Here is a 19,114-nt window from a genome sequence, read left to right as displayed (position 1 = left end):
ACCTTTTTTATGTAACCATATTCTTTCATTGTAATGAATACTAATTTTTCAAACTGTCGTCTTCCAGTAAGTGTTTAAATTTCTCATTTTTTGATGCATATTCGTGCAGATAAGGACCATAGTTGGTTATCCATTGCAGCACAATCTGTTCTGTCTTTTCAGGCCCATCATATGTTCTTCCTGATTTCGCTCGTGTCGCTTCAAAATCTTCCCATAAATTCTCGACCCATTTTCGAGCTTGTCCATAGGATAATTGATCATTTCGTTTCAGTAATTGATCCGCTAAGCGTTCAATTCGCTCATTCATTAAAGGTTACCTCCTCTAACAATTATTGCATATCATATGATCGCTTGTACCATCTCATACTAGGAGAGAAGCACAGGCAATACAGTGCTTGCTTGCTTTAATGTTTGGTTTAACTTTAAAGTGTCGTAAAAGGAGGGTTCACCGATGCGTAACAAAGAGAAAGGATTTCCAAACCGTAAATCATTTTCGGGAGAACCAAGAGCGAAAGAAGAGTATTCTTCAAAACGAGCTGATGGCAGTATTCGGGATCATCCTCAACAACGAATGATGCAATCGAATCAATCCCGCTAATGACATGACATTGATTTCATTTCTCTAAGCTATCTAGGAGGTGTTTTACCTTGCATAAGGTAAGAGGTAAAAACTATGCTGACCCATTTCAATCTCCACGAGCTAATCCAAAGCATGCATTCCATCAAGTGAACGGTGAAACAGAAAGAGGCCTCCACAATTACGTTCTTAAAGTCCAGACAAGAAAACGTTCATAATTTTCATTGAACGTGTCCGATCTTCAAACCTTTTCCTTCCTTACTTTGAAAAGGAGAAGCAACTCCTCTGCTTCTCCTTTTTTTATCAGTAAGCTCTTTGTCGATGACGGCTAAGAGTTTATTTTTTTAATTTTAATACAGAAATCGGAACTCCTTCTAGCTCACTGCTCCCATTCCGGTGCCCCCAGGCAAACCTGCCATTCATATAAGAAATTAAAAAGCTCGATTGTTCATCAATCATTTCATACGTATCACCAGGTTGGTAATCATCCGGGTTTAGCAAGTACGCTTTTGCAATAAGCATTTTGCGCTCATACACTGCGAATTCGCTAGCCATCCCCATTTGTTCTGCCTTTTTTGCTTTTTCGTTCAGTTGAGCAATTTCATTATTTAATTCATATGCGGTCATTTCACTAAAACGCTTTTCCATTCATTACGCCTCCATCGGCTTATTTCTACCTGTTTTTATTATACTGGATTTTACACTATGCGACCAATCACAAGCCTGAGCTACAAAATGATATAGGCATAAATTAATCCGATCACACCTGAAAAGATGGCATAATAAAACATAGGCAGTAATGTCAATCGTATAATAGGACCTTCCTTCCCTAATAAACCGACAACTGAAGCAGCTGCGACAACGTTAAGTACACAAATCATATTTCCACCATTCGACCCCAACACTTGTAACGCAAGTACTAACGTAGGGTCAACTCCAATTTGATCGGCAACGCTAAACTGAAATAGCGAAAACATCATATTACTGAATGTTGCACTACCTGACACAAATGATCCTAACGCTCCAATGAAAGGTGCTACTAACGGCCAACTGCCCCCTAATGCTGCGGAAGCGGTATTTGCCAGCTCCATTGGCATACTTTCCAATCCAGAGGCGTTCACTCCAGAATTAATAAAAATCCGAACCATCGGCACCGCCGTAAATAATGTAACCGCACTCCCAACGACCGCTTGTGCAGAGGAACCGAATGTCGTTTTGATTTTTTCGATGTTCATCTTATGAATAACAAAAGTGATTAATACGACTAGTACAAAAATAGTCCCAGGTAAATAAAGAGGTTCAAGAGCCGTACTTATATTCGTATTTAAAATATTCGGCCAGCTCCATCTCACCGACTGAAACCAAGCTTTAAATGGAAGGACCTCAAGACGTGTGAGTACAAGAAACAACCCGACTAAAAGGTACGGAATCCATGCCATCACTAGACTTAACGATGGACCTTTATCTTCTTTGTTACGCGAAGCTAACACCTTTCCTACCCAGTCTGGTGACCATTTATCAGCGGGTGCAAAATCCCATGCTTTTTCAGGAAGAAGAAAGCCTCGTTTCGCTGCCGGAACAACAATCATCAGTCCAAACAACCCGCCAAAGATGGACGGGAATTCTGGTCCCAGAAACACAGCTACTATTAAAGCAGGTATTGTGAATGCGAATCCTGCAAACAAAGCAAACTTCCATACTTGCAGCCCTTCTCGCCAAGATTTGTTTTCACCAAAAAAACGAGTTAACATGACGACAAGAATGAGTGGCATAAAGGTGCCAACAAAAATATCAATTTGCATGACTTGCGCTCCAACACCTTTTACATATTCACCAATTTGAGTTGGATCCGCTAAATAAGGTGTTACAACAGCAGCTACTTGAGAGCCTTCTTGCAATCCCTGCTCGACACCGACAATAATAGGTGTTCCAACGGCTCCAAACGAAACAGGACTGCTGTCGGCGATTAGCGCTAATACAACAGCTGCTAATGGAGGAAAGCCTAGTGCAACGAGAAGAGGCGCAGCAATTGCAGCAGGTGTGCCAAAGCCAGCTGCTCCTTCAATGAAGGCTCCGAATAACCAGGCGATGATAATGAGCTGTACTCTTCTATCCGGACTAATCTCTAAAAAGCTATTACGGATCGTAGTAATTGCCCCGCTCAATTGCAACGTATTTAATAATAAAATTGCCCCGAATACAATATATAAGATGGAAAAACCAATAATAATTCCTTCGATTGAGGCCGCAACAATTTGTACAAAAGGAACTTTCCAATAGAGATAAGCCAGTAAGCCTGTTGCAATTAAGCTGATTGGCATTGCCTTCATAGCAGGCATCCTCATAACGACTAAGAATAATAAAACGGCAAGGATTGGAGTTAAAGCAATGATGCTGTTCACAATTGTTTACTCCCTTTCTTATGTAAGATAAACTTAATAATAACAAACTTTGTGCAATACTTCACAATCTTTATGTTATTATTTTATGACATTTTATTATTCCCGATTCTCCTCTAAATATTGTTCAATTAGGTCGATTGGAAAACCCTTTTGGTACAACCATTGCTTCAGTTTATAACGATATTCATAATTACTCAGGTGAGAATATTTTCGTTTACCTTTTTCTCCTTGATGGACAATAGCTTCCCATTGTTGATCCGTGTTAAACGACACACCATTTTCTTTGAGTCCTTCTTCAATGACTTCGTAGGAGAAACCCTTCGATAAAAGTTGTCGTTTTATCCTTTGTTCATAGGCTTGCTGTGACTCTTTTAAAGTCTTTTTCGCTTGTTTTTCCACCCATTTCATAATATGTTCCAACTGTTCTGCATACGTATATTCATCAAGAGCCACTTCTGCCATTTTTTCATTTACGCCTTTCTTAAATAGCTCCTGTTCAATCACTTTTGGGCCTTTTACTCCTGTATTTTTTTTCGTTCGTACAAAAGCCACCGCAAAGTCTTGATCGTTTAAAAAATTATATTCTTTCAGTTTTTTAATGACCTGATGAATTTCCCACTCTTCATACTCTTTTTTCTTTAAGTAGTCGACAACTTCTTTTTCTGACCTCATCCGATAAGACAAGTAGGACAAAGCTAAGTTATAGGCTTTCTTTACTTTATCCTCAGCTAAGATTTTCTGTAATTCCTCAACATCGATCTCCATCCCTTTTTTCAAGCGCGATGAAATAAGGACATCTTGATCAACACTAAATCCGTACTCTTCTCCTGCTCCTTGATTAATAAAAACATTAAACCGTTCCTTGTTATTCTTTTGAGTTGTAATTTTTGTAATGACAGCCATATCAACCACCTACTTTCTATTATTATTAATCAGCTAGAACTACTTGTTTAAATTGTACCGTTACTGGTTATTGATTTGTATGTACCCATTTTTAGTATACTGAAAGGCTGCAGTTTCTGCTCTTTTCATTTATGAAGTTTTATTTAAGTGATTATTTTTCTTTTGTTAAGCTTATAAATTACTTATACTATAATTAAACAACAATTGAACGTACTTTATACTCAATTTGAAGGGCAGTGGTTGTATGAATATAGCAATAGCTGGCGGTACTGGATTTATCGGTACAGCTTTAACTGAATATTTCATATCACAAGGTCATCAAGTTTATATTTTAACGCGAACACCTAAAGAAAAGAAGGAGAACGTTCATTATGTTCAGTGGTTAGTTTCAGGGGCGCAACCAGCGCAAAGCCTCCCGCCTCTTGATGCACTGATTAATTTAGCAGGAGATTCAATCGGCTCTGGACGCTGGACAGAACAAAAGAAAGAGCGGATCTTAAAAAGTCGTATTACAGCTACAAATGCTGCTATAACGTTACTTCAACAGTTGGAACATCAACCTAACGTATTTATTAATGCCTCGGCCATTGGCATTTACGGTCACTCTGACACCCACACGTTTACAGAAGATCACGTCACAGGAGGCGAAAATAACTTTTTAAAAGAAGTGGGAATTCAGTGGGAAACAGAAGCGCTGAAAGCAGAAGATTTGGGAATTCGAACCGTTCTTCCTCGCTTAGGTTTAGTTTTAGATGAAAATGAAGGTGCATTACCAAAGATGCTGCTGCCTTATCGCCTGTTTGCTGGAGGCGCTTTAGGTTCAGGCGATCAATGGTATTCCTGGGTTCATATTCAAGATGTTGTTCGACTTATTGATTTCACTATTAAAACGAACGAGATCGAAGGGGCAATAAATGTTACTTCTCCTCAACCTGTTCAAATGACAGAAATGGGCAAAGCTATTGCAGTTGCTCTTAAGCGACCGCACTGGTTACCAACGCCGGCTTTTGCATTAAAGCTGTTGTTAGGAGAAATGAGCTCATTACTCTTGCAAGGACAACGGGTTTTACCTGAAAAAGCGCTTCGTTATGGATTTACATTTAATTACTCAACCATAGATGAAGCACTGCAACATTTATTAACACAAGATCGTTAATTCGTTTTCTTGTTGAGTTAAAAAAAGACATATTTGATTTAGCTCCTGTTAGAATATTTTTCCTCTTACTTACTCATACTATATATATCACTTCATTACGAGGAGGAAATATTATGGAGAAAAAGAAACGCCGTGACCAACAAGAAAGACATACTCTTAAGAAAGCTCAGCAAGTAACGTATCAATCCGACTTTAAAGCGGCTGACCGTGCTGCACGCCGATAGTAGATGCAGGTACTCCACTTCGAGTACCTTTTTTTTTTGGAAATTATTTAATAACATGAATGATCTGCGCCTGTTTCAAACTAGTAACAGGTGTTGCTCGGAAAACCTGCAGCACCACTATTATTAAGGGGAGTGTTTCGAAATGGGTAAAAAGAAAAAGAAACAACAGCAAATCGCGAACGTGGATAACGACGGAATGGACGTAGAATATTCTGCTGAATTAGCAGACGCTGAGGATATTGAAGCAAATGCCCGTGGAGCTGCAGCAGATCGCCGCGCCAAAAAGAAAAAGAAAAATAAATAACAAGAAAAGCGTAAGGGGCCTGCTTATCGGTGACAAGCGCTGGACACCTTCAAACTCTATACTTAATTCTTGAAAAAGCTGATTCATGAGCCTGTTGCTCATGAATCAGCTTTTCTAATGGCTATTTAATCCATTAGATAGTAATGAAATTCACGCTTATCCTTTCGATACTCCACAGAAAAATGCCTGTTTTTAGCTACCTCTAGACCGTCATTTACACGCCATTTATTTTTTTATTCATATTTCGTCATCTTTTGTTAGATTTGCTCACATTTTTTCAAATTGTTTGAAAACACAAAGATATGGAAGGAATATGAAAGATACGTGCTCTTACTAGATGGCAACGTAAGTCATCCTGATTAATCATGAATTATCAATAAATAGCTGGTTTGCTTTAATTTCAGCATCCCCTTATCATTTATAATAGCTAGAATAAAATTAATAAACGATCCATTTTAAGGAGGAATACGCTATTATTTACAATAAAATGCGATTTGTAGGTGAAAAGCGATGAGTCAACTAACGAAGACAATTACCCAACCTATTCCAAATGTTACTTTTGAAAAGCCTTCTGTTGAAGATGGCGCCGCCATGTGGGAACTGGTAAATAACTCTACGCTCGATTTAAATTCTTCTTACAAATACATTATGTTTTGTGAGTTTTTCTCAGACACTTGTGTCGTAGCAAAGGAAAATGACAAACTAGTAGGTTTCGTAACAGCTTTCATCCCCCCTACTAAACCAGATGTCATTTTTGTCTGGCAAATCGGAGTGGATGCTTCTCAACGAGGAAAAGGTCTAGCATCTCACCTCTTACAAGAGTTGATTATCCGAGAAGGTTGCCAAAATATTAATTATCTTGAAGCCACTGTTACACCTTCTAATCAGGCCTCTCAATCACTATTCCGACGCCTAGGGCGAGATCTCAATACAGACTGTGAAGTATTAGAATGTTTCTCAGAGGACTTATTTCCTGGAGACGACCATGAAGCAGAACTGACTTTCCGAATTGGACCATTCAATCGAGATAAGTAAACATTTATTAGAAATAATCTTAGAAGATGAATGATTCGATCAGTACATGTGAAAAACTTCACAAATTACCTTGATGAATAATTCCTTTCTTACAAAATAAAAGGAGGATCTATTATAAAAATGGAAACTAACAATTTGAGTATATTTAACGAATTAGAATCTGAGGTACGTAGTTATTGTAGAAGCTTCCCCGCTATTTTTAACAAGGCTAAAGGCTACAAACTTTGGGATGTCGAAGGAAACGAATATATTGATTTCTTCTCAGGTGCTGGGGCATTAAACTACGGGCACAATGATCCAAAAATGAAAGCGAAATTAGTGGATTATATTTTAAATGATGGTATTGCCCATTCTTTAGATAAGGCTACAGCAGCAAAAGCTGAGTTTCTAGAAAAATTCAACAATGTTATCCTTAAACCTCGTAATATGGAATACAAAGTAATGTTCCCTGGTCCAACAGGAACAAATACGGTAGAAAGTGCATTAAAGCTTGCAAGAAAAGTAACTGGTCGTACGGATGTAATTAGCTTTACCAACGGCTTCCACGGTATGACAATTGGTTCTCTATCAGTTACAGGTAATTCTTTTAAGCGTAAAGGTGCTGGTATTCCATTGCAACACGTCGTAACAATGCCATACGATAGCTTCGTCAATGACGAACTCGACACTCTGGAGTATCTCGAGCGCTTTTTAGAAGATAACGGAAGTGGAGTTGAAATTCCGGCCGCAATGATCCTCGAGACAGTCCAAGGTGAAGGGGGCATTAACGCTGCCCGTTTCGAGTGGCTACAAAAAGTAGAAAGCATTTGCCGCCGTTTTGGAATTTTACTCATCGTCGACGATGTTCAAGCGGGTGTGGGCCGAACAGGTACTTTCTTCTCTTTTGAAAAAGCAGGAATTACACCAGATATTATCTGCTTATCAAAATCAATTGGTGGCTATGGATTACCACTTGCATTAACCCTAATCAATCCAAAATACGATATTTGGGAGCCGGGTGAGCATAACGGAACATTCCGTGGAAATAACTTAGCCTTTGTTACAGCTACTGAAGCACTTACTTATTGGGAGACTGACTCTTTTGAGAAGAGCATTCAAGAAAAATCTGATAAAATTACTGAGTTTTTAGTCGGCCTTACTGTGAAATATCCACAAATTAAAGGTACAGTACGCGGTCGTGGCTTTATGCAAGGAATCGCAACAGAAGTAGACGGTCTTGCTTCTGATATTGCCAAAGCTGCCTTCGAGCGAGGACTTATTATGGAAACAGCAGGTCCAGAAGATGAAGTGTTCAAACTCTTCCCTGCCCTTACCATTGATAATGAAGGCTTGGAAAAAGGATTTGCTATTATCGAAGAAAGCATCAAAAGTTTAGTAAACGAAAAAGAACCAGTATCGTCCTAAAACATGAGCGGCACTATTTAGCCGTGCCGCTCACCTATCAATTTATAACGCTCTAAACTAAACATTACAGATTAATTTCACTTATAAAAAACACATTACTGGAGGATATTTAAAATGAAAGTTGTTAAATTAGAAGATATTATTGGAACTGACCAAGAAGTAAAAGGAGAAAACTGGACTAGTCGCAGACTATTATTAAAGAAAGATGGTATGGGTTATTCTGTTCACGATACAATCATTAAAGCTGGAACTGAAACACATATCTGGTATCAAAACCACCTTGAAGCCGTTTACTGCATTGAAGGTGATGGTGAGGTAGAAACATTAAGTGATAATAAAATCCACCCTATTTCAGCTAATATGATCTATGCTTTAGATAAGCATGATGAGCATTTACTGCGTGCCAATACAGATATGCGTATGGTTTGTGTGTTCAACCCTCCAATTACTGGAACTGAAACACATGATGAGAACGGAGTATATCCAGTAGTAGAAGATTAATTCTCTGTTTACTAAATACAAACTAGTTCACTAGAAAAGGCTGTGCTACGGATGTCAGATCCGGTGGCACAGCCTTTTGTTTCCTAATCGAGATGCTTTCGTTATTCATATTTCCATTTAGCTAATCATAGGTATGATAAAATAAAAAGTATAGTTATGTAAAGGAGACGTTTATATGGAAGTATTTGCAGTGGCTAGTATTGTCTTACTTTTTATATTTGGTTTGTTTTTATTAAATATATTTACTAGTATTTGGGCTTACCGTGATGCGATTAGTAATGGGAATAGTAAAGAATATGCCCTGCTCGTATTAATCGGAACGTTATTTTTCCCTGTTCTCGGATTAATCATTTATTTCTTCATTCGAAATGATTAATTAATGTAAATAAATCATTTGAAATTTTATATGCTTCGTATTAATTCCAATCGTTTCTAACAACTCTTTCACGTCTTCTAAGGAGCCTGCAGGGTAGGTTGATCTGCAAATATGATCCGTTTTTGATAATTTCTCTTCCGTTATTATTTCTTCTGGGATAATATCTTTCATTGATGAAATAACTTTAATCACTTCTTCGTCTCTCTCAAACGCAATAAGTCCAGTGACATTGTTATATAGTATAATAAGCGGTACATCGGTTAACGGATGAACAAAATGCGCTTTAAATATAGCTTGTTCCATGTATTAACTCCTCCTCCTTAGTTTAGTTCATATTCTAACACGAAAAAGACGATCTGGCACAAAAAATGAGGATGACTCCCATCAGCTTCTGTCTAATAGTACTTACACAGCTATAGCTACTAATCTTAAAGTATAGTAACTATTTGCTAATGTACCTAACAGTTCACCATGGAATTCATCCTCTTTTTTTTATTTGTTCATTTTACTATCAATATCAGCTAATTCTTTAGCAGCGTCTCTTGCAGTAAGATTTTCAATTGCGTGTGCAATTCGATTTCCAATGATCATAAAGCCCAAGAAAAGAGAGAAAAATACGATTACAAAAACGACAACAAAGCCTTCAAATAAACTCATATGTCCCCTCCTTGTAACTTGCTTTATGAAACTATATGAAATCCAATCTCGTTATATGCGAATTAAAATATTTCATTCCTCAGAAAATTGAATATCCTTTGAACTTATCGTTGTGCTAAAAAAAGGCAGTAAAAAAGACACGAAAACCATTTAGGCCTTCGTGTCTTTATTTCTTTCAACTGTTCCTATGAGCAGCATTAACTATTCTCTAGATCATTCACTCGTTGCTTCCCTTTTTCCGTTACCGCTTGTTTTCTAATCATTGTCTTAATATTGTCCACATGGCGAAATCGCAGTGCTGACCAATCCTCATCTACTGCTACCTGACGTACGGGTTCAAAATCCTTCTCTGCCAATAATTCCGCTACCGATTCGCGGCTGCAATCCGATCCCTTATATGTTTTAGATGATTTTTTAGGGTAACACAACCAAAGCAACCCATCCTCCGAAAGAAACTCGACTGCTTTTCCACCCAACTCTCGAATGGTTTCATTGGTAGTTCCAAAAACTTGAACAAAAGAATACGTATCTTCCGCAGCTTCTGTATGTACCTCTGCTTCAAACGAAGCGATAACCTCTTCATACTCTTTCGGTGCGTTTAATATTAAGACAGGCTTGCTTTGATCTTTTAGTTGTAATTTCTTTATTACAGGGTGTACTTCTACCATTATGGACATCCTTTCGATTATAATTAATTTTATTATAGTTGAGTAATTGTTAAGGATCAAAAGGAGTGATGTTGTACTGTGGATTCGATTACCCATACCTTGTTTGGCTTAGCCATTTATGGTGGTGTAGATAAACGTGAAATGTCCAAACCGATGAAGCGAGCAACTCTTTTTACAGCTGTTGTCGGAAGTCACATTCCAGATATTGACGTCATTTCACAACTCTGGGATACCGAGGGGCAATATCAGATGTGGCACCGCGGAATTACCCACTCTCTATTTATGATCCCAGTTTGGGCGCTTCTCTTAATTGCTGTTTGTTACATGATCTGGGGAGTAAAAGACCGGCGTCTATTTTATCTTGGATTACTAGCTGTATTTATACATAATACCAGTGATATTTTTAATGCTTGGGGAACTGGTTATCTTGAACCTTTCTCCTCTATCCGACTAACGTTTGGGACAATCCCTATTATCGACTTCGTCATTTGGGGAATTTTATTAATTGGATTTCTTTATAAAAAATTCAATAAAACTGCAACTCACCAAGTATATCACATCGTTGGGGCTGTCATTGTTCTTCACGTCGCCCTTCAATCGTTTCAAGGGTATGTGATTTACCAACAGTACGAAGGAGTATATGAACAACATACTCTCTCAGCTAGCTTTGTTCCTTGGAATTTTTCAGTGATTGGAAAAAATGATAAAGAAGTTGAAATTATTGAAACCAATCTCTTTGGTAGAGAAAACGTTGCTTATGTTTTAGAGTCTGCTCCTGATACTGATTTAGAAAAACTCTTTAAAAAAGTTCCTGAGGCTAAGACTTTATACGAATGGTCCCCCTTTGTCGTCATCGTTGACGATGACGAGCGAATCGGCGTATATGACCCACGTTTTTACCGGAACGGACAATCTTTTTTATTTGAATACATCGAAAAATAAAGCTGACTCTCTGTCTTCTTTACCCTTATATACATCAGGTGAAGAGGCACGAGTCAGCTTCTTGTTTATTCATACCGCTTATCTTGATAAAAGTAATTAGGTGTCACCACTTCATTTTCATATGGTTTATGAAAGATATGCGTTGTCGCTGGAGAAACCGGTGGAATTAACCATGTCCAGTCCCCTGTTAATGAACGCCCGCAACGTTTTTCTTTATCTTCAAAATGCTGAAATTGAGCCGCCGCTGTATGATGATCGACAATACTTACTCCTTGCTTTTTAAACGAATAAAGTACGGCTACATTTAACTCAACTAATGCTTTATCTTTCCATAAAGTTGAGGCGCGACTTGTGTCTAACCCCATAATCGAAGCTATTTTCGGCAACATGTTATAACGATCTTCATCCGCTAAATTTCTAGCACCAATTTCTGTTCCCATATACCAGCCATTAAAAGGAGCTGCGGTATAGTGAATCCCGCCAATTTCTAGTTTCATTTCAGAAACGATCGGAACAGCGTACCATTTTAACTGTAAGTCAGAGAATGCTTCTAATTCAGGATGGACAAGCGGAACTTCTAATACGATTTCTTTAGGTATGTCAAACCATTGAGGTTCACCTTTTTTCATTTGGATGACGTAGGGTAATACATCAAAGTGGGTTCCTTCACCTTTCCAGCCCATTTCTGTACATAATTTTGTAAAAGAGATCGATGCCGGATCGCCGATAATTCCATATTCCGTTTCATAGCCAGCATAACGAATGAGCTGGTAGTTCCATATTCTTACCTGCTCTTCTCCGTTAATCATCGGTTTCAACACAGTAATTGTCGGAAGAATTTTTCCTCCATTGGTGCCATACTCAATATGCTTATTTAAAGCATCGACTACTTCTTCAGGCGTATCGGCGTTCCTCCCATCTAAGACGTGCAAACTGTCCCAAAACAGTCTTCCAATGCAGCGATTACTGTTTCTCCAAGCCATCCGTGCCCCGTGCTCCAGCTCTTCATATGTATGAACGTAGTGATCTTTTTTTTCTATTTCCGCCCTGACTTCTGCCAGCCTTGCTTTGATTTGGTCTTCATTTTTTCCTAGTTCTCTGTAGCAACTATATATAAATTTCTCAGCTTCTTTGTACAAATCTTCTTTTGTTTGCAAAATTGCCCACCTCATTGTCATAAATAACCTTCATTTAGTATGACCGTATTAAACACCATTATTATAGCTGACATTTATCCATCTAGCCCATGATCTAAGACTATTTCACTAAAAAGACACACGATGAAATGTTCCGTTTAGATGTCTAAATCGATCAGGTCTCGGCAAAGATAGTTGCTAAGTGAAAAGGGGGGAGTTCCATTTAAACTTAGAGTTTTATCTTTCAACATCCGTCATGGTTTAGGTACGGATCGCCGTGTTGACTTACATAGAATTGCCAAGATTATCAAACAAAGTGATGCTGATATTATTGGACTAAATGAGGTTGATAAATCTTTTTCAAAACGTAGCCACTTTATCGATCAAGCGAGTTGGCTGGCAGAGCAGTTGCAAATGGAATATGTGTTTGCACCGGCCATTTCCATTCAATCCAAAAAAGTTGAACAACGAGAATACGGAAATGCATTATTCTCTAGGTTCCCTATTAAACACTCTAAAAGCCACATCGTTCGTCTCCGTCCTTTTCTATGTGAGCCACGGTCAATCATTGATGCTACGATCCAAATAAACCAAACATTAGTCAAAACTTTAGTTACGCATTTCAGCCTGCATCCTTTGTTACGGAAAAAACAAATGAAAAAATTAGTAGAAGAAGCTAACAGTGAACACCCTACTATATTAATGGGAGACTTGAATTGCAGGCCTTATTCAAGAGATTACCGTGAAATAGCTAAATATTTTCATAATACGTGTGATAAGCGTATCAAAAAAGAGCTCGGGACGTTTCCTTCACGGAGACCAAAGGTTCAGCTTGACTACATTTTTGTTAACGACAAGTTCGAAGTCATCTATTCTGACGTCATCACTACGTATAAAGAAGCCTCTGATCATTTACCGATAACCTCACTCATCAAATTAAACAATAATTCATCACTAACTTCTTAGCTTCCTACTCTTCACACTGAATGAAGATAGGAAGCTTTTAAAATGAGAGCGTTACATTTATTCATATTGCTGAAAGTTCCCTTCACAATATTGTTGTTTTTAAGTGTAAACATTTACTGATATAATCACTATATAAAGCTTGTTTATCTCAAGAGGAGGTTCAACATGTTAGATACACCACTAAAATGGTTTCGAAATATTGGCTTTTTAGAAGGTTGGTCATATTTATTACTTCTAGGGCTGGCTATGCCTTTAAAATACCTTGCAGATATTCCTCAGTTCGTTACAGTCATTGGGGCTGCACACGGAGCTTTATTTGTTCTTTACTTATCCATTGCGCTATACGTTACTGTAAAATACAAGTGGCCATTAACCCGCTTTATCGGTGCTACCATTGCAGCGATGCTTCCGTTTGGACCGTTTATCTACGATGCCCGCATCTTAAAGCAGTACCAAATCGAAGTGAAAGAAAGTGTGTAAAAGACATTTACTATACATGTAGTGAAAGATGAAAACCGCCAGCCTTGCATTGAAGGCTAGCGGTTTTTTTGTGGTTTACGCTGATTTGAGTTTGGTACTGCGGGTGATACGGGCGATAATCTTCCTTTTATTAGCATTTTATCGGCTATAGCCGATATTCTTCCTTTTACTGGAACCTTCTTACTCTAAAGCTATATTTAGATCAGTTTTCTTCCTTTTACTGTAATTCCCTTACTCTAAAGCTTTCTTTAAATCAGTTTTCTTCCTTTTACTGTAATTTTCTTGCTCTAAATCATTTTTTAGATCAGTTTTATCCCTTTTACTGTAATTTCCTTGCTCTAATTCATTCTTTAGATCAATTTTCTTCCTATATCTGCGCTGCTCAACTTTGTCATCATGTCCTATAACGACTCTAGTAATCCGCAGAGTTCACTATCACTTAGTTCGCGCCACTCCCCCGCCTTAAGGGTTCCGAGCTCAATATTCATAATCCGAATCCGCTGCAGACGCGTAACTTTATAGCCAAACACTTTACTCATTCTTCTGATTTGCCGATTAAGCCCTTGAGTAAGTATGATCCGAAACGTATCATCATTGACGCGGGACACGCGACATAATTTTGTTGTTGTCCCAAGAATTTCTACTCCATTAGACATCCCCTCTATAAATTCATCTGTAATTGGCTGATCCACCGTTACAATATATTCTTTTTCATGATTATGTTCAGAACGCATCATTTTATTGACGATATCCCCATCATCTGTGAGCAAGATTAAACCTTCTGAAGCTTTATCTAACCGCCCGACCGGAAAAATTCTCTTCGGATAGTTTATAAATTGTATGATGTTTCCTTCGACTAAAGGCTGTGCGGTACATGTTATACCGACTGGTTTGTTTAGGACAATGTACGTCTTTTCCTCATTTTCTTTGATTTTGATTTGCTTTCCGTCGATACAGACAATGTCAGTGAGTTCGACTGTATCCCCATGCTCACAGATCCTGTCATTAATCGTTATTCGTCCAGCATCAATCAAACGATCCGTCTCTCGTCTTGAACAAACACCTGTTAAACTAATAAATTTGTTTATTCTCATTTTGTCTTCCTTTCTTACAGTTGAGAACTTAAAGGTTATCCTATTAGATCATATCTTAATATACGCAAAAAACTACAGCTTCATCTGAAACTGTAGTTTTCTTTGCAGTTATTCCATTTAACTATCTAATTAACTCGACATTTTGTCTTTATCTTTGTTATACTCATTTTCCCAATAATCCGCGTTTTTGATATCTAATTTCTTCGGATCAAATACTGGGTCAAGACCTTGTTTCTTCTGTTCTTCATAATCTTTAAGGACTCGTAATGCAGGTTTCGCAAGGATAAGGATGGCGATTAAGTTTAACCAAACCATCAATCCTAAACCAACGTCTCCTAAAGCCCAAGCAAGGTCCGCTTCACGAACAGCACCGAAGAATACTGCACCAAGTAAAATAACTTTTAACACAAACATCGCTGCTTTTTTCCCTTTACCACGAATGAGGTAGGCCACATTCGTTTCAGCCATATAGTAGTATGCCATAATCGTAGTAAATGCAAAGAAGAATAACGCTACTGCAACAAATGCTGCACCAAATCCAGGGATTACAGATTCAATGGCGGCTTGCGTATAACCAGCGCCGGCAGGTACTTCAGCAATATAACTTACGATCGTGTTTCCTGCTCCATCAACAACGTTATACATTCCTGTAAATAGGATCATGAATGCTGTTGCCGAACAAACGAGTAATGTATCAATGTATACTGAGAATGATTGAACTAAACCTTGTTTTGCAGGGTGAGAAACTTCAGCTGCTGCTGCCGCATGCGGGCCTGTTCCTTGTCCTGCTTCGTTTGAATAAATACCACGCTTAACACCCCATGCAATCGCTAAACCAATAATCCCGCCAAATGCAGCATCTGCTCCAAATGCGCTGCTAACAATTAATGAGATTACAGCTGGTAATTGTGTAATGTTTGCACCGATAATTACGAAAGCAAGTAAGATATAGGCTACAGCCATAAAAGGAACAACTAGCTGTGCAACGTTTGCAATCCTTTTAACCCCACCAAAAATGATAATACCAATAATAGCAATTAAAATTGAAGCTGTTATATAAGGATTAATCGAAAATGCATTATCAACAGCGATTGCAATTGAATTAGATTGAATTCCAGGCATTAATAGACTCATAGCAAGAAGAGTAGCTACCGCAAAAATAACTGCGTACCATTTCCAGCCAATACCTTTTTCAATATAATAGGCTGGTCCCCCGCGGTATAATCCATCTTGCTTTTCTTTATAAACTTGAGCTAATGTTGACTCAATAAATGCACTTGATGCTCCGATAAATGCGATCGTCCACATCCAAAATACTGCACCAGGTCCCCCGAATGCTATAGCAGTTGCGGTACCTGCGATGTTACCTGTTCCAACCCTTCCTGAGAGTGCAATTGACATCGCTTGAAACGATGATACCCCAGCATCTGAGCTTTTTCCTCTAAACATTAAAGTGACCATATCCTTAATGTGTCTTACTTGTAAGAAGCGAGTAAGGATGGAGAATAATAACCCTACTCCCAAACAAAAGTAAATCATCGGATTACTCCACAAAATACCATTAAGCCAGTTTATCAAACTTTCCAAGTAAATCCCTCCTCTTTTTCCCGTTATAATTTTTTGAACTTTTTTTATATTCGAATTATAATCTAAAAATTTCCTTATGGCAATATACTAAAACGTTAATTAATTAGTTAACTAAAGTATTATGGTAAAAAATCTTACATAAAGCAACAACTAAGAAATGTTTTTCATTACAAATAGTTTTAATATTCTAATGTTTAACAATATTAATTTATTGCTTACCCATCCAAAATAGACCGAAGTGAAAATAAAAAAAATGGTGCCAGGTACCTTAAAAAGGTACCTGGCACCATTTTTTTATTCAGGGATAGAGTTTTCTGCATTGATATAACCAGCACCGTAAATATAAACTTCAGGTACCCCAAAATTATTCCATAGATCTGTACCTTCCATTAGTCTCTCTTTAACTTGGTTAGGAGTCAGTGCAGGATCATGTTCTAACATTAATGCGACAATACCCGCGCATATTGGTGTCGCCATGGATGTACCTGATAGAGTAATATAGTCTGAACCAACGCGGTTTCCTTTTTGCAGTTTATCTATGAATGATTTCGGTGATCGAAGCGAAACGATATTTACACCAGGAGCTAAAATATCAGGTTTTATCTCCCCATATACGGTTGGGCCCCTGCTCGAAAAACTAGCAACATCGTCACCTTCTCTTTCCACCGTGTCTCTATCATCTATTGCACCAACTGTGATTACTTGCTGACTAACGCCAGGACTTGCAATAGTCTCAAATTCTGGTCCGCTGTTTCCGGCAGCGACACAGACAACAATCCCTGCATCCCACGCTTGGTTTACCATTCGCACCATAGGATCCTCATTCTCATTTTCATAGCGTAGCGCAGGTGAACCTAAAGACAAGTTAATGACATCGATTCTATTCTCAGGGTTACTTTCGTTGTAATGAATACAATACTCTACCCCTTGCATTACCGTTTCTAATGAGCCAGACCCTAATTTATTTAACACTTTTATCCCTACTAAATTAGCTTTTGGTGCGGGCCCTCGATAGCTTCCGTCAGAAGCAGATCCATCTCCTAGCGCATCACCTGCACAATGAGTTCCATGTCCATTATCATCATATGGATCAGAGCGTTGATTAATAAAATCTACAAAGTCTACAATTCTACCAGAAAGATCTTCGTGAGGATAAACTCCCGTATCAATAACAGCAATCGTTACACCTTCGCCGGTAAGTGTTGTACCATTTCTGACAACATCCCGTGCATTAGATGCAGCAACAGCCGTATCTAATAAAGCATGAACTTCACGGTTTAAATAAATTTTTCTCACATGGCTGCAGGTTGTTAATACCTTCTCTAAAGCGCTAGGTGTCATTTGCGCACTACAACATGATACACTAGTAAACTCATTTCGAATCTTACATCCAAAATGACGGCTAAAAATTTGCCTTACTTGGTCATAACCCTCTTCATAACACCCTTCTTCAAACTCAATAATAACCGAGAGTTTTTTCGTTCTCTTTATAAAACCTTCGAACATTTTATGAAGAAAACAAGGTGTCCACTTAAAAGGCTTGTATTGATTTAACACCTTCTCCCGCAATGGTTTGTCTAATTTATGAGCATGGGTCCGTACGAGTTGAACCATAGAGTATCCGAACAATTCAATTCCTCCTTTCCTCACATGTATTACTCTATGAGATTTTTATAGGAGTTGATTTGGTCAATGTCCATACTCTTAAAAATTGTGCGAGAAACTAACACACGTTATTTGGTCATTTGATTACTTTCAGAATAATCTGTTAAACTAAAAGGAGATTTTTGTAAAACCTGTACGTTCAACCTAGATCTATTTTAATAAAAAAACAGGATTATAGGAGCGGTTCAAAAAAATAGGTAGAGGAGTTAAATTAATGAATAAACTAAAGTTTTCTTCACAATACGAAGGTGAGAATGATGTGCGGGATGTTTCCTTAGAAGGAGCAATCAATTTCCGTGACTTAGGCGGATATCCGACCGGTGATGGACGAAAAGTAAAATGGGGGCAATTTTTTAGATCGGCGGCTCTAAGCGACCTGACAGAAAATGATATTCTTCACCTTCAAAAGCTAGGTATTAAAAGAATATGTGATCTCCGACGTACGAATGAAACGAAAGCACAGCCTAATCCTGTTATTCCTGGGATTGATAACGTTCACTTACCGATCATTCCGGAGAATAAAGATAAAGAACAAGTAAAGCAAATCGGGGAACTATCGTTACACGGGAAACAAATCAACTTAGGTGAGCCGGGAGAAATGCTGTTACGTTTAAATCGTGTGATTGCTCATCAAACCGATGCTTACACTCAATTTTTAAAAATGATATTTGAAGAAGAACATGTTCCTTTAGTGTTCCATTGTGTTGCTGGGAAAGACAGGACAGGAGTTTGCAGCTCAGTTATTTTAATGACTTTAGGTGTTCCCGAAGAAATCGTACTCGAAGATTTTACGTACACTAATAAATACCTTGACCAGTTGAGACAAAAAGTTTTCACTAAGAAATTTATAGAAAAAACAAAGGATGTTGACCCGAAAGCTATTGATGCTTTATTAGAAGCCAGACCTGATTACTTAAAAGCGTTCTTAAAAGAAATAACTGATCATTATGGTTCATTTGATACGTATCTATATGAAAACCTCGGCATTAGTAAAAATGACCGTAAAGACCTCCAAAGCCGCTACTTACTGTAGGTAT

General features: G+C 38.1%; 24 protein-coding genes. 13 read left to right on the top strand and 11 right to left on the bottom strand.

Translation table 11 applies throughout. From position 1 onward, the window contains the following. Positions 1–40: 40 nt before the first annotated feature. The gene (locus N7Z68_RS15945) at positions 41–307 is read right to left on the bottom strand and encodes a YfhJ family protein (protein ID WP_275119461.1); all 267 of its coding nucleotides are present in this window, start codon (positions 305–307) and stop codon (positions 41–43) included. Between the two features lie 144 nt (positions 308–451). Here N7Z68_RS15945 and sspK point away from each other — a divergent pair, with 144 nt between their 5' ends. Further along, positions 452–598: a small, acid-soluble spore protein K gene (gene sspK / locus N7Z68_RS15940; RefSeq protein ID WP_275119460.1), complete on the top strand. Its 147-nt coding sequence runs from the start codon at positions 452–454 to the stop codon at positions 596–598. A 50-nt stretch (positions 599–648) separates the two neighbouring features. After that, entirely contained in the window at positions 649–795 is a 147-nt protein-coding gene (locus N7Z68_RS15935; RefSeq protein WP_075388112.1) for a YpzG family protein, read from the top strand. Between the two features lie 118 nt (positions 796–913). On the opposite strand, the gene N7Z68_RS15930 is transcribed toward N7Z68_RS15935, so the two are convergent. The 3 genes from N7Z68_RS15930 to recX form a co-directional block, all read right to left on the bottom strand. Next, the gene (locus tag N7Z68_RS15930; RefSeq protein ID WP_275119459.1) at positions 914–1,225 is read right to left on the bottom strand and encodes a YfhH family protein; all 312 of its coding nucleotides are present in this window, start codon (positions 1,223–1,225) and stop codon (positions 914–916) included. An 80-nt stretch (positions 1,226–1,305) separates the two neighbouring features. Then, entirely contained in the window at positions 1,306–2,979 is a 1,674-nt protein-coding gene (locus tag N7Z68_RS15925) for an L-lactate permease (protein ID WP_275119458.1), read from the bottom strand. A gap of 96 nt (positions 2,980–3,075) precedes the next feature. Beyond that, the gene (gene recX, locus N7Z68_RS15920; protein ID WP_275119457.1) at positions 3,076–3,882 is read right to left on the bottom strand and encodes a recombination regulator RecX; all 807 of its coding nucleotides are present in this window, start codon (positions 3,880–3,882) and stop codon (positions 3,076–3,078) included. A gap of 244 nt (positions 3,883–4,126) precedes the next feature. Here recX and N7Z68_RS15915 point away from each other — a divergent pair, with 244 nt between their 5' ends. The 7 genes from N7Z68_RS15915 to N7Z68_RS15885 all read left to right on the top strand — a co-directional run bounded on the left by N7Z68_RS15915 (position 4,127) and on the right by N7Z68_RS15885 (position 8,882). Continuing rightward, the gene (locus N7Z68_RS15915) at positions 4,127–5,038 is read left to right on the top strand and encodes a TIGR01777 family oxidoreductase (RefSeq protein WP_275119456.1); all 912 of its coding nucleotides are present in this window, start codon (positions 4,127–4,129) and stop codon (positions 5,036–5,038) included. Positions 5,039–5,151: 113 nt separating this feature from the next. Next, on the top strand, positions 5,152–5,262 hold the full coding sequence (locus N7Z68_RS15910; protein ID WP_275119455.1) for a YfhE family protein: 111 nt from the start codon (positions 5,152–5,154) through the stop codon (positions 5,260–5,262). A 142-nt stretch (positions 5,263–5,404) separates the two neighbouring features. Then, on the top strand, positions 5,405–5,566 hold the full coding sequence (locus N7Z68_RS15905; RefSeq protein WP_275119453.1) for a YfhD family protein: 162 nt from the start codon (positions 5,405–5,407) through the stop codon (positions 5,564–5,566). A 510-nt stretch (positions 5,567–6,076) separates the two neighbouring features. Next, positions 6,077–6,601, top strand: coding sequence for a diaminobutyrate acetyltransferase (gene ectA, locus N7Z68_RS15900; protein WP_275119452.1), 525 nt, complete (start codon positions 6,077–6,079; stop codon positions 6,599–6,601). A 120-nt stretch (positions 6,602–6,721) separates the two neighbouring features. Continuing rightward, on the top strand, positions 6,722–8,005 hold the full coding sequence (gene ectB / locus N7Z68_RS15895; protein ID WP_275119451.1) for a diaminobutyrate--2-oxoglutarate transaminase: 1,284 nt from the start codon (positions 6,722–6,724) through the stop codon (positions 8,003–8,005). A 114-nt stretch (positions 8,006–8,119) separates the two neighbouring features. Further along, positions 8,120–8,506, top strand: a complete 387-nt coding sequence (locus N7Z68_RS15890) for an ectoine synthase (protein WP_275119450.1) — start codon at positions 8,120–8,122, stop codon at positions 8,504–8,506. Positions 8,507–8,681: 175 nt separating this feature from the next. Continuing rightward, positions 8,682–8,882 (top strand): PLDc N-terminal domain-containing protein, encoded by a 201-nt coding sequence (locus N7Z68_RS15885; RefSeq protein ID WP_275119449.1) that lies wholly within the window; start codon positions 8,682–8,684, stop codon positions 8,880–8,882. Here N7Z68_RS15885 and N7Z68_RS15880 read toward each other — a convergent pair whose 3' ends face one another. From N7Z68_RS15880 to N7Z68_RS15870, 3 genes are all read right to left on the bottom strand, one after another. Continuing rightward, positions 8,883–9,185, bottom strand: coding sequence for a hypothetical protein (locus tag N7Z68_RS15880; RefSeq protein ID WP_275119448.1), 303 nt, complete (start codon positions 9,183–9,185; stop codon positions 8,883–8,885). A gap of 189 nt (positions 9,186–9,374) precedes the next feature. Next, positions 9,375–9,539 carry a hypothetical protein gene (locus N7Z68_RS15875; protein ID WP_275119447.1) on the bottom strand — a complete coding sequence of 55 codons (165 nt, stop codon included), beginning with the start codon at positions 9,537–9,539 and terminating at the stop codon, positions 9,375–9,377. Between the two features lie 197 nt (positions 9,540–9,736). After that, entirely contained in the window at positions 9,737–10,207 is a 471-nt protein-coding gene (locus N7Z68_RS15870; protein ID WP_275119446.1) for a DUF3052 domain-containing protein, read from the bottom strand. 78 nt (positions 10,208–10,285) lie between these two features. On the opposite strand from N7Z68_RS15870, the gene N7Z68_RS15865 reads away from it, so the two are divergent. Then, entirely contained in the window at positions 10,286–11,149 is an 864-nt protein-coding gene (locus N7Z68_RS15865; RefSeq protein WP_275119445.1) for a metal-dependent hydrolase, read from the top strand. A 65-nt stretch (positions 11,150–11,214) separates the two neighbouring features. Here N7Z68_RS15865 and N7Z68_RS15860 read toward each other — a convergent pair whose 3' ends face one another. Beyond that, positions 11,215–12,321: a nitric oxide synthase oxygenase gene (locus tag N7Z68_RS15860; RefSeq protein WP_275119493.1), complete on the bottom strand. Its 1,107-nt coding sequence runs from the start codon at positions 12,319–12,321 to the stop codon at positions 11,215–11,217. Positions 12,322–12,480: 159 nt separating this feature from the next. On the opposite strand from N7Z68_RS15860, the gene N7Z68_RS15855 reads away from it, so the two are divergent. Continuing rightward, entirely contained in the window at positions 12,481–13,251 is a 771-nt protein-coding gene (locus tag N7Z68_RS15855) for an endonuclease/exonuclease/phosphatase family protein (RefSeq protein ID WP_275119444.1), read from the top strand. Positions 13,252–13,416: 165 nt separating this feature from the next. After that, positions 13,417–13,731 (top strand): DUF3817 domain-containing protein, encoded by a 315-nt coding sequence (locus N7Z68_RS15850; protein ID WP_275119443.1) that lies wholly within the window; start codon positions 13,417–13,419, stop codon positions 13,729–13,731. Between the two features lie 401 nt (positions 13,732–14,132). Here the strand turns inward: N7Z68_RS15850 and N7Z68_RS15845 are convergent, their stop codons facing one another. From N7Z68_RS15845 to N7Z68_RS15835, 3 genes are all read right to left on the bottom strand, one after another. Beyond that, a complete protein-coding gene (locus N7Z68_RS15845; protein ID WP_275119442.1) occupies positions 14,133–14,825 on the bottom strand; it encodes a pseudouridine synthase in 693 nt (230 codons plus the stop codon). A gap of 129 nt (positions 14,826–14,954) precedes the next feature. Then, a complete protein-coding gene (locus N7Z68_RS15840) occupies positions 14,955–16,412 on the bottom strand; it encodes an alanine/glycine:cation symporter family protein (protein WP_373323163.1) in 1,458 nt (485 codons plus the stop codon). 294 nt (positions 16,413–16,706) lie between these two features. Further along, complete coding sequence (locus N7Z68_RS15835) at positions 16,707–18,041, bottom strand: S8 family peptidase (RefSeq protein ID WP_275119441.1); 1,335 nt, start codon at positions 18,039–18,041, stop codon at positions 16,707–16,709. A 250-nt stretch (positions 18,042–18,291) separates the two neighbouring features. Here N7Z68_RS15835 and N7Z68_RS15830 point away from each other — a divergent pair, with 250 nt between their 5' ends. Then, on the top strand, positions 18,292–19,110 hold the full coding sequence (locus N7Z68_RS15830) for a tyrosine-protein phosphatase (RefSeq protein ID WP_275119440.1): 819 nt from the start codon (positions 18,292–18,294) through the stop codon (positions 19,108–19,110). Positions 19,111–19,114 lie beyond the last annotated feature (4 nt).

The sequence above is a fragment of the Alkalihalobacterium chitinilyticum genome, from assembly GCF_029028005.1.
Lineage (GTDB): Bacteria > Bacillota > Bacilli > Bacillales > Bacillaceae_F > Alkalihalobacterium > Alkalihalobacterium chitinilyticum.
The sequence above is the reverse complement of the archived record's forward strand: the minus strand, read 5'-3'. Positions and strand labels throughout refer to the sequence as shown.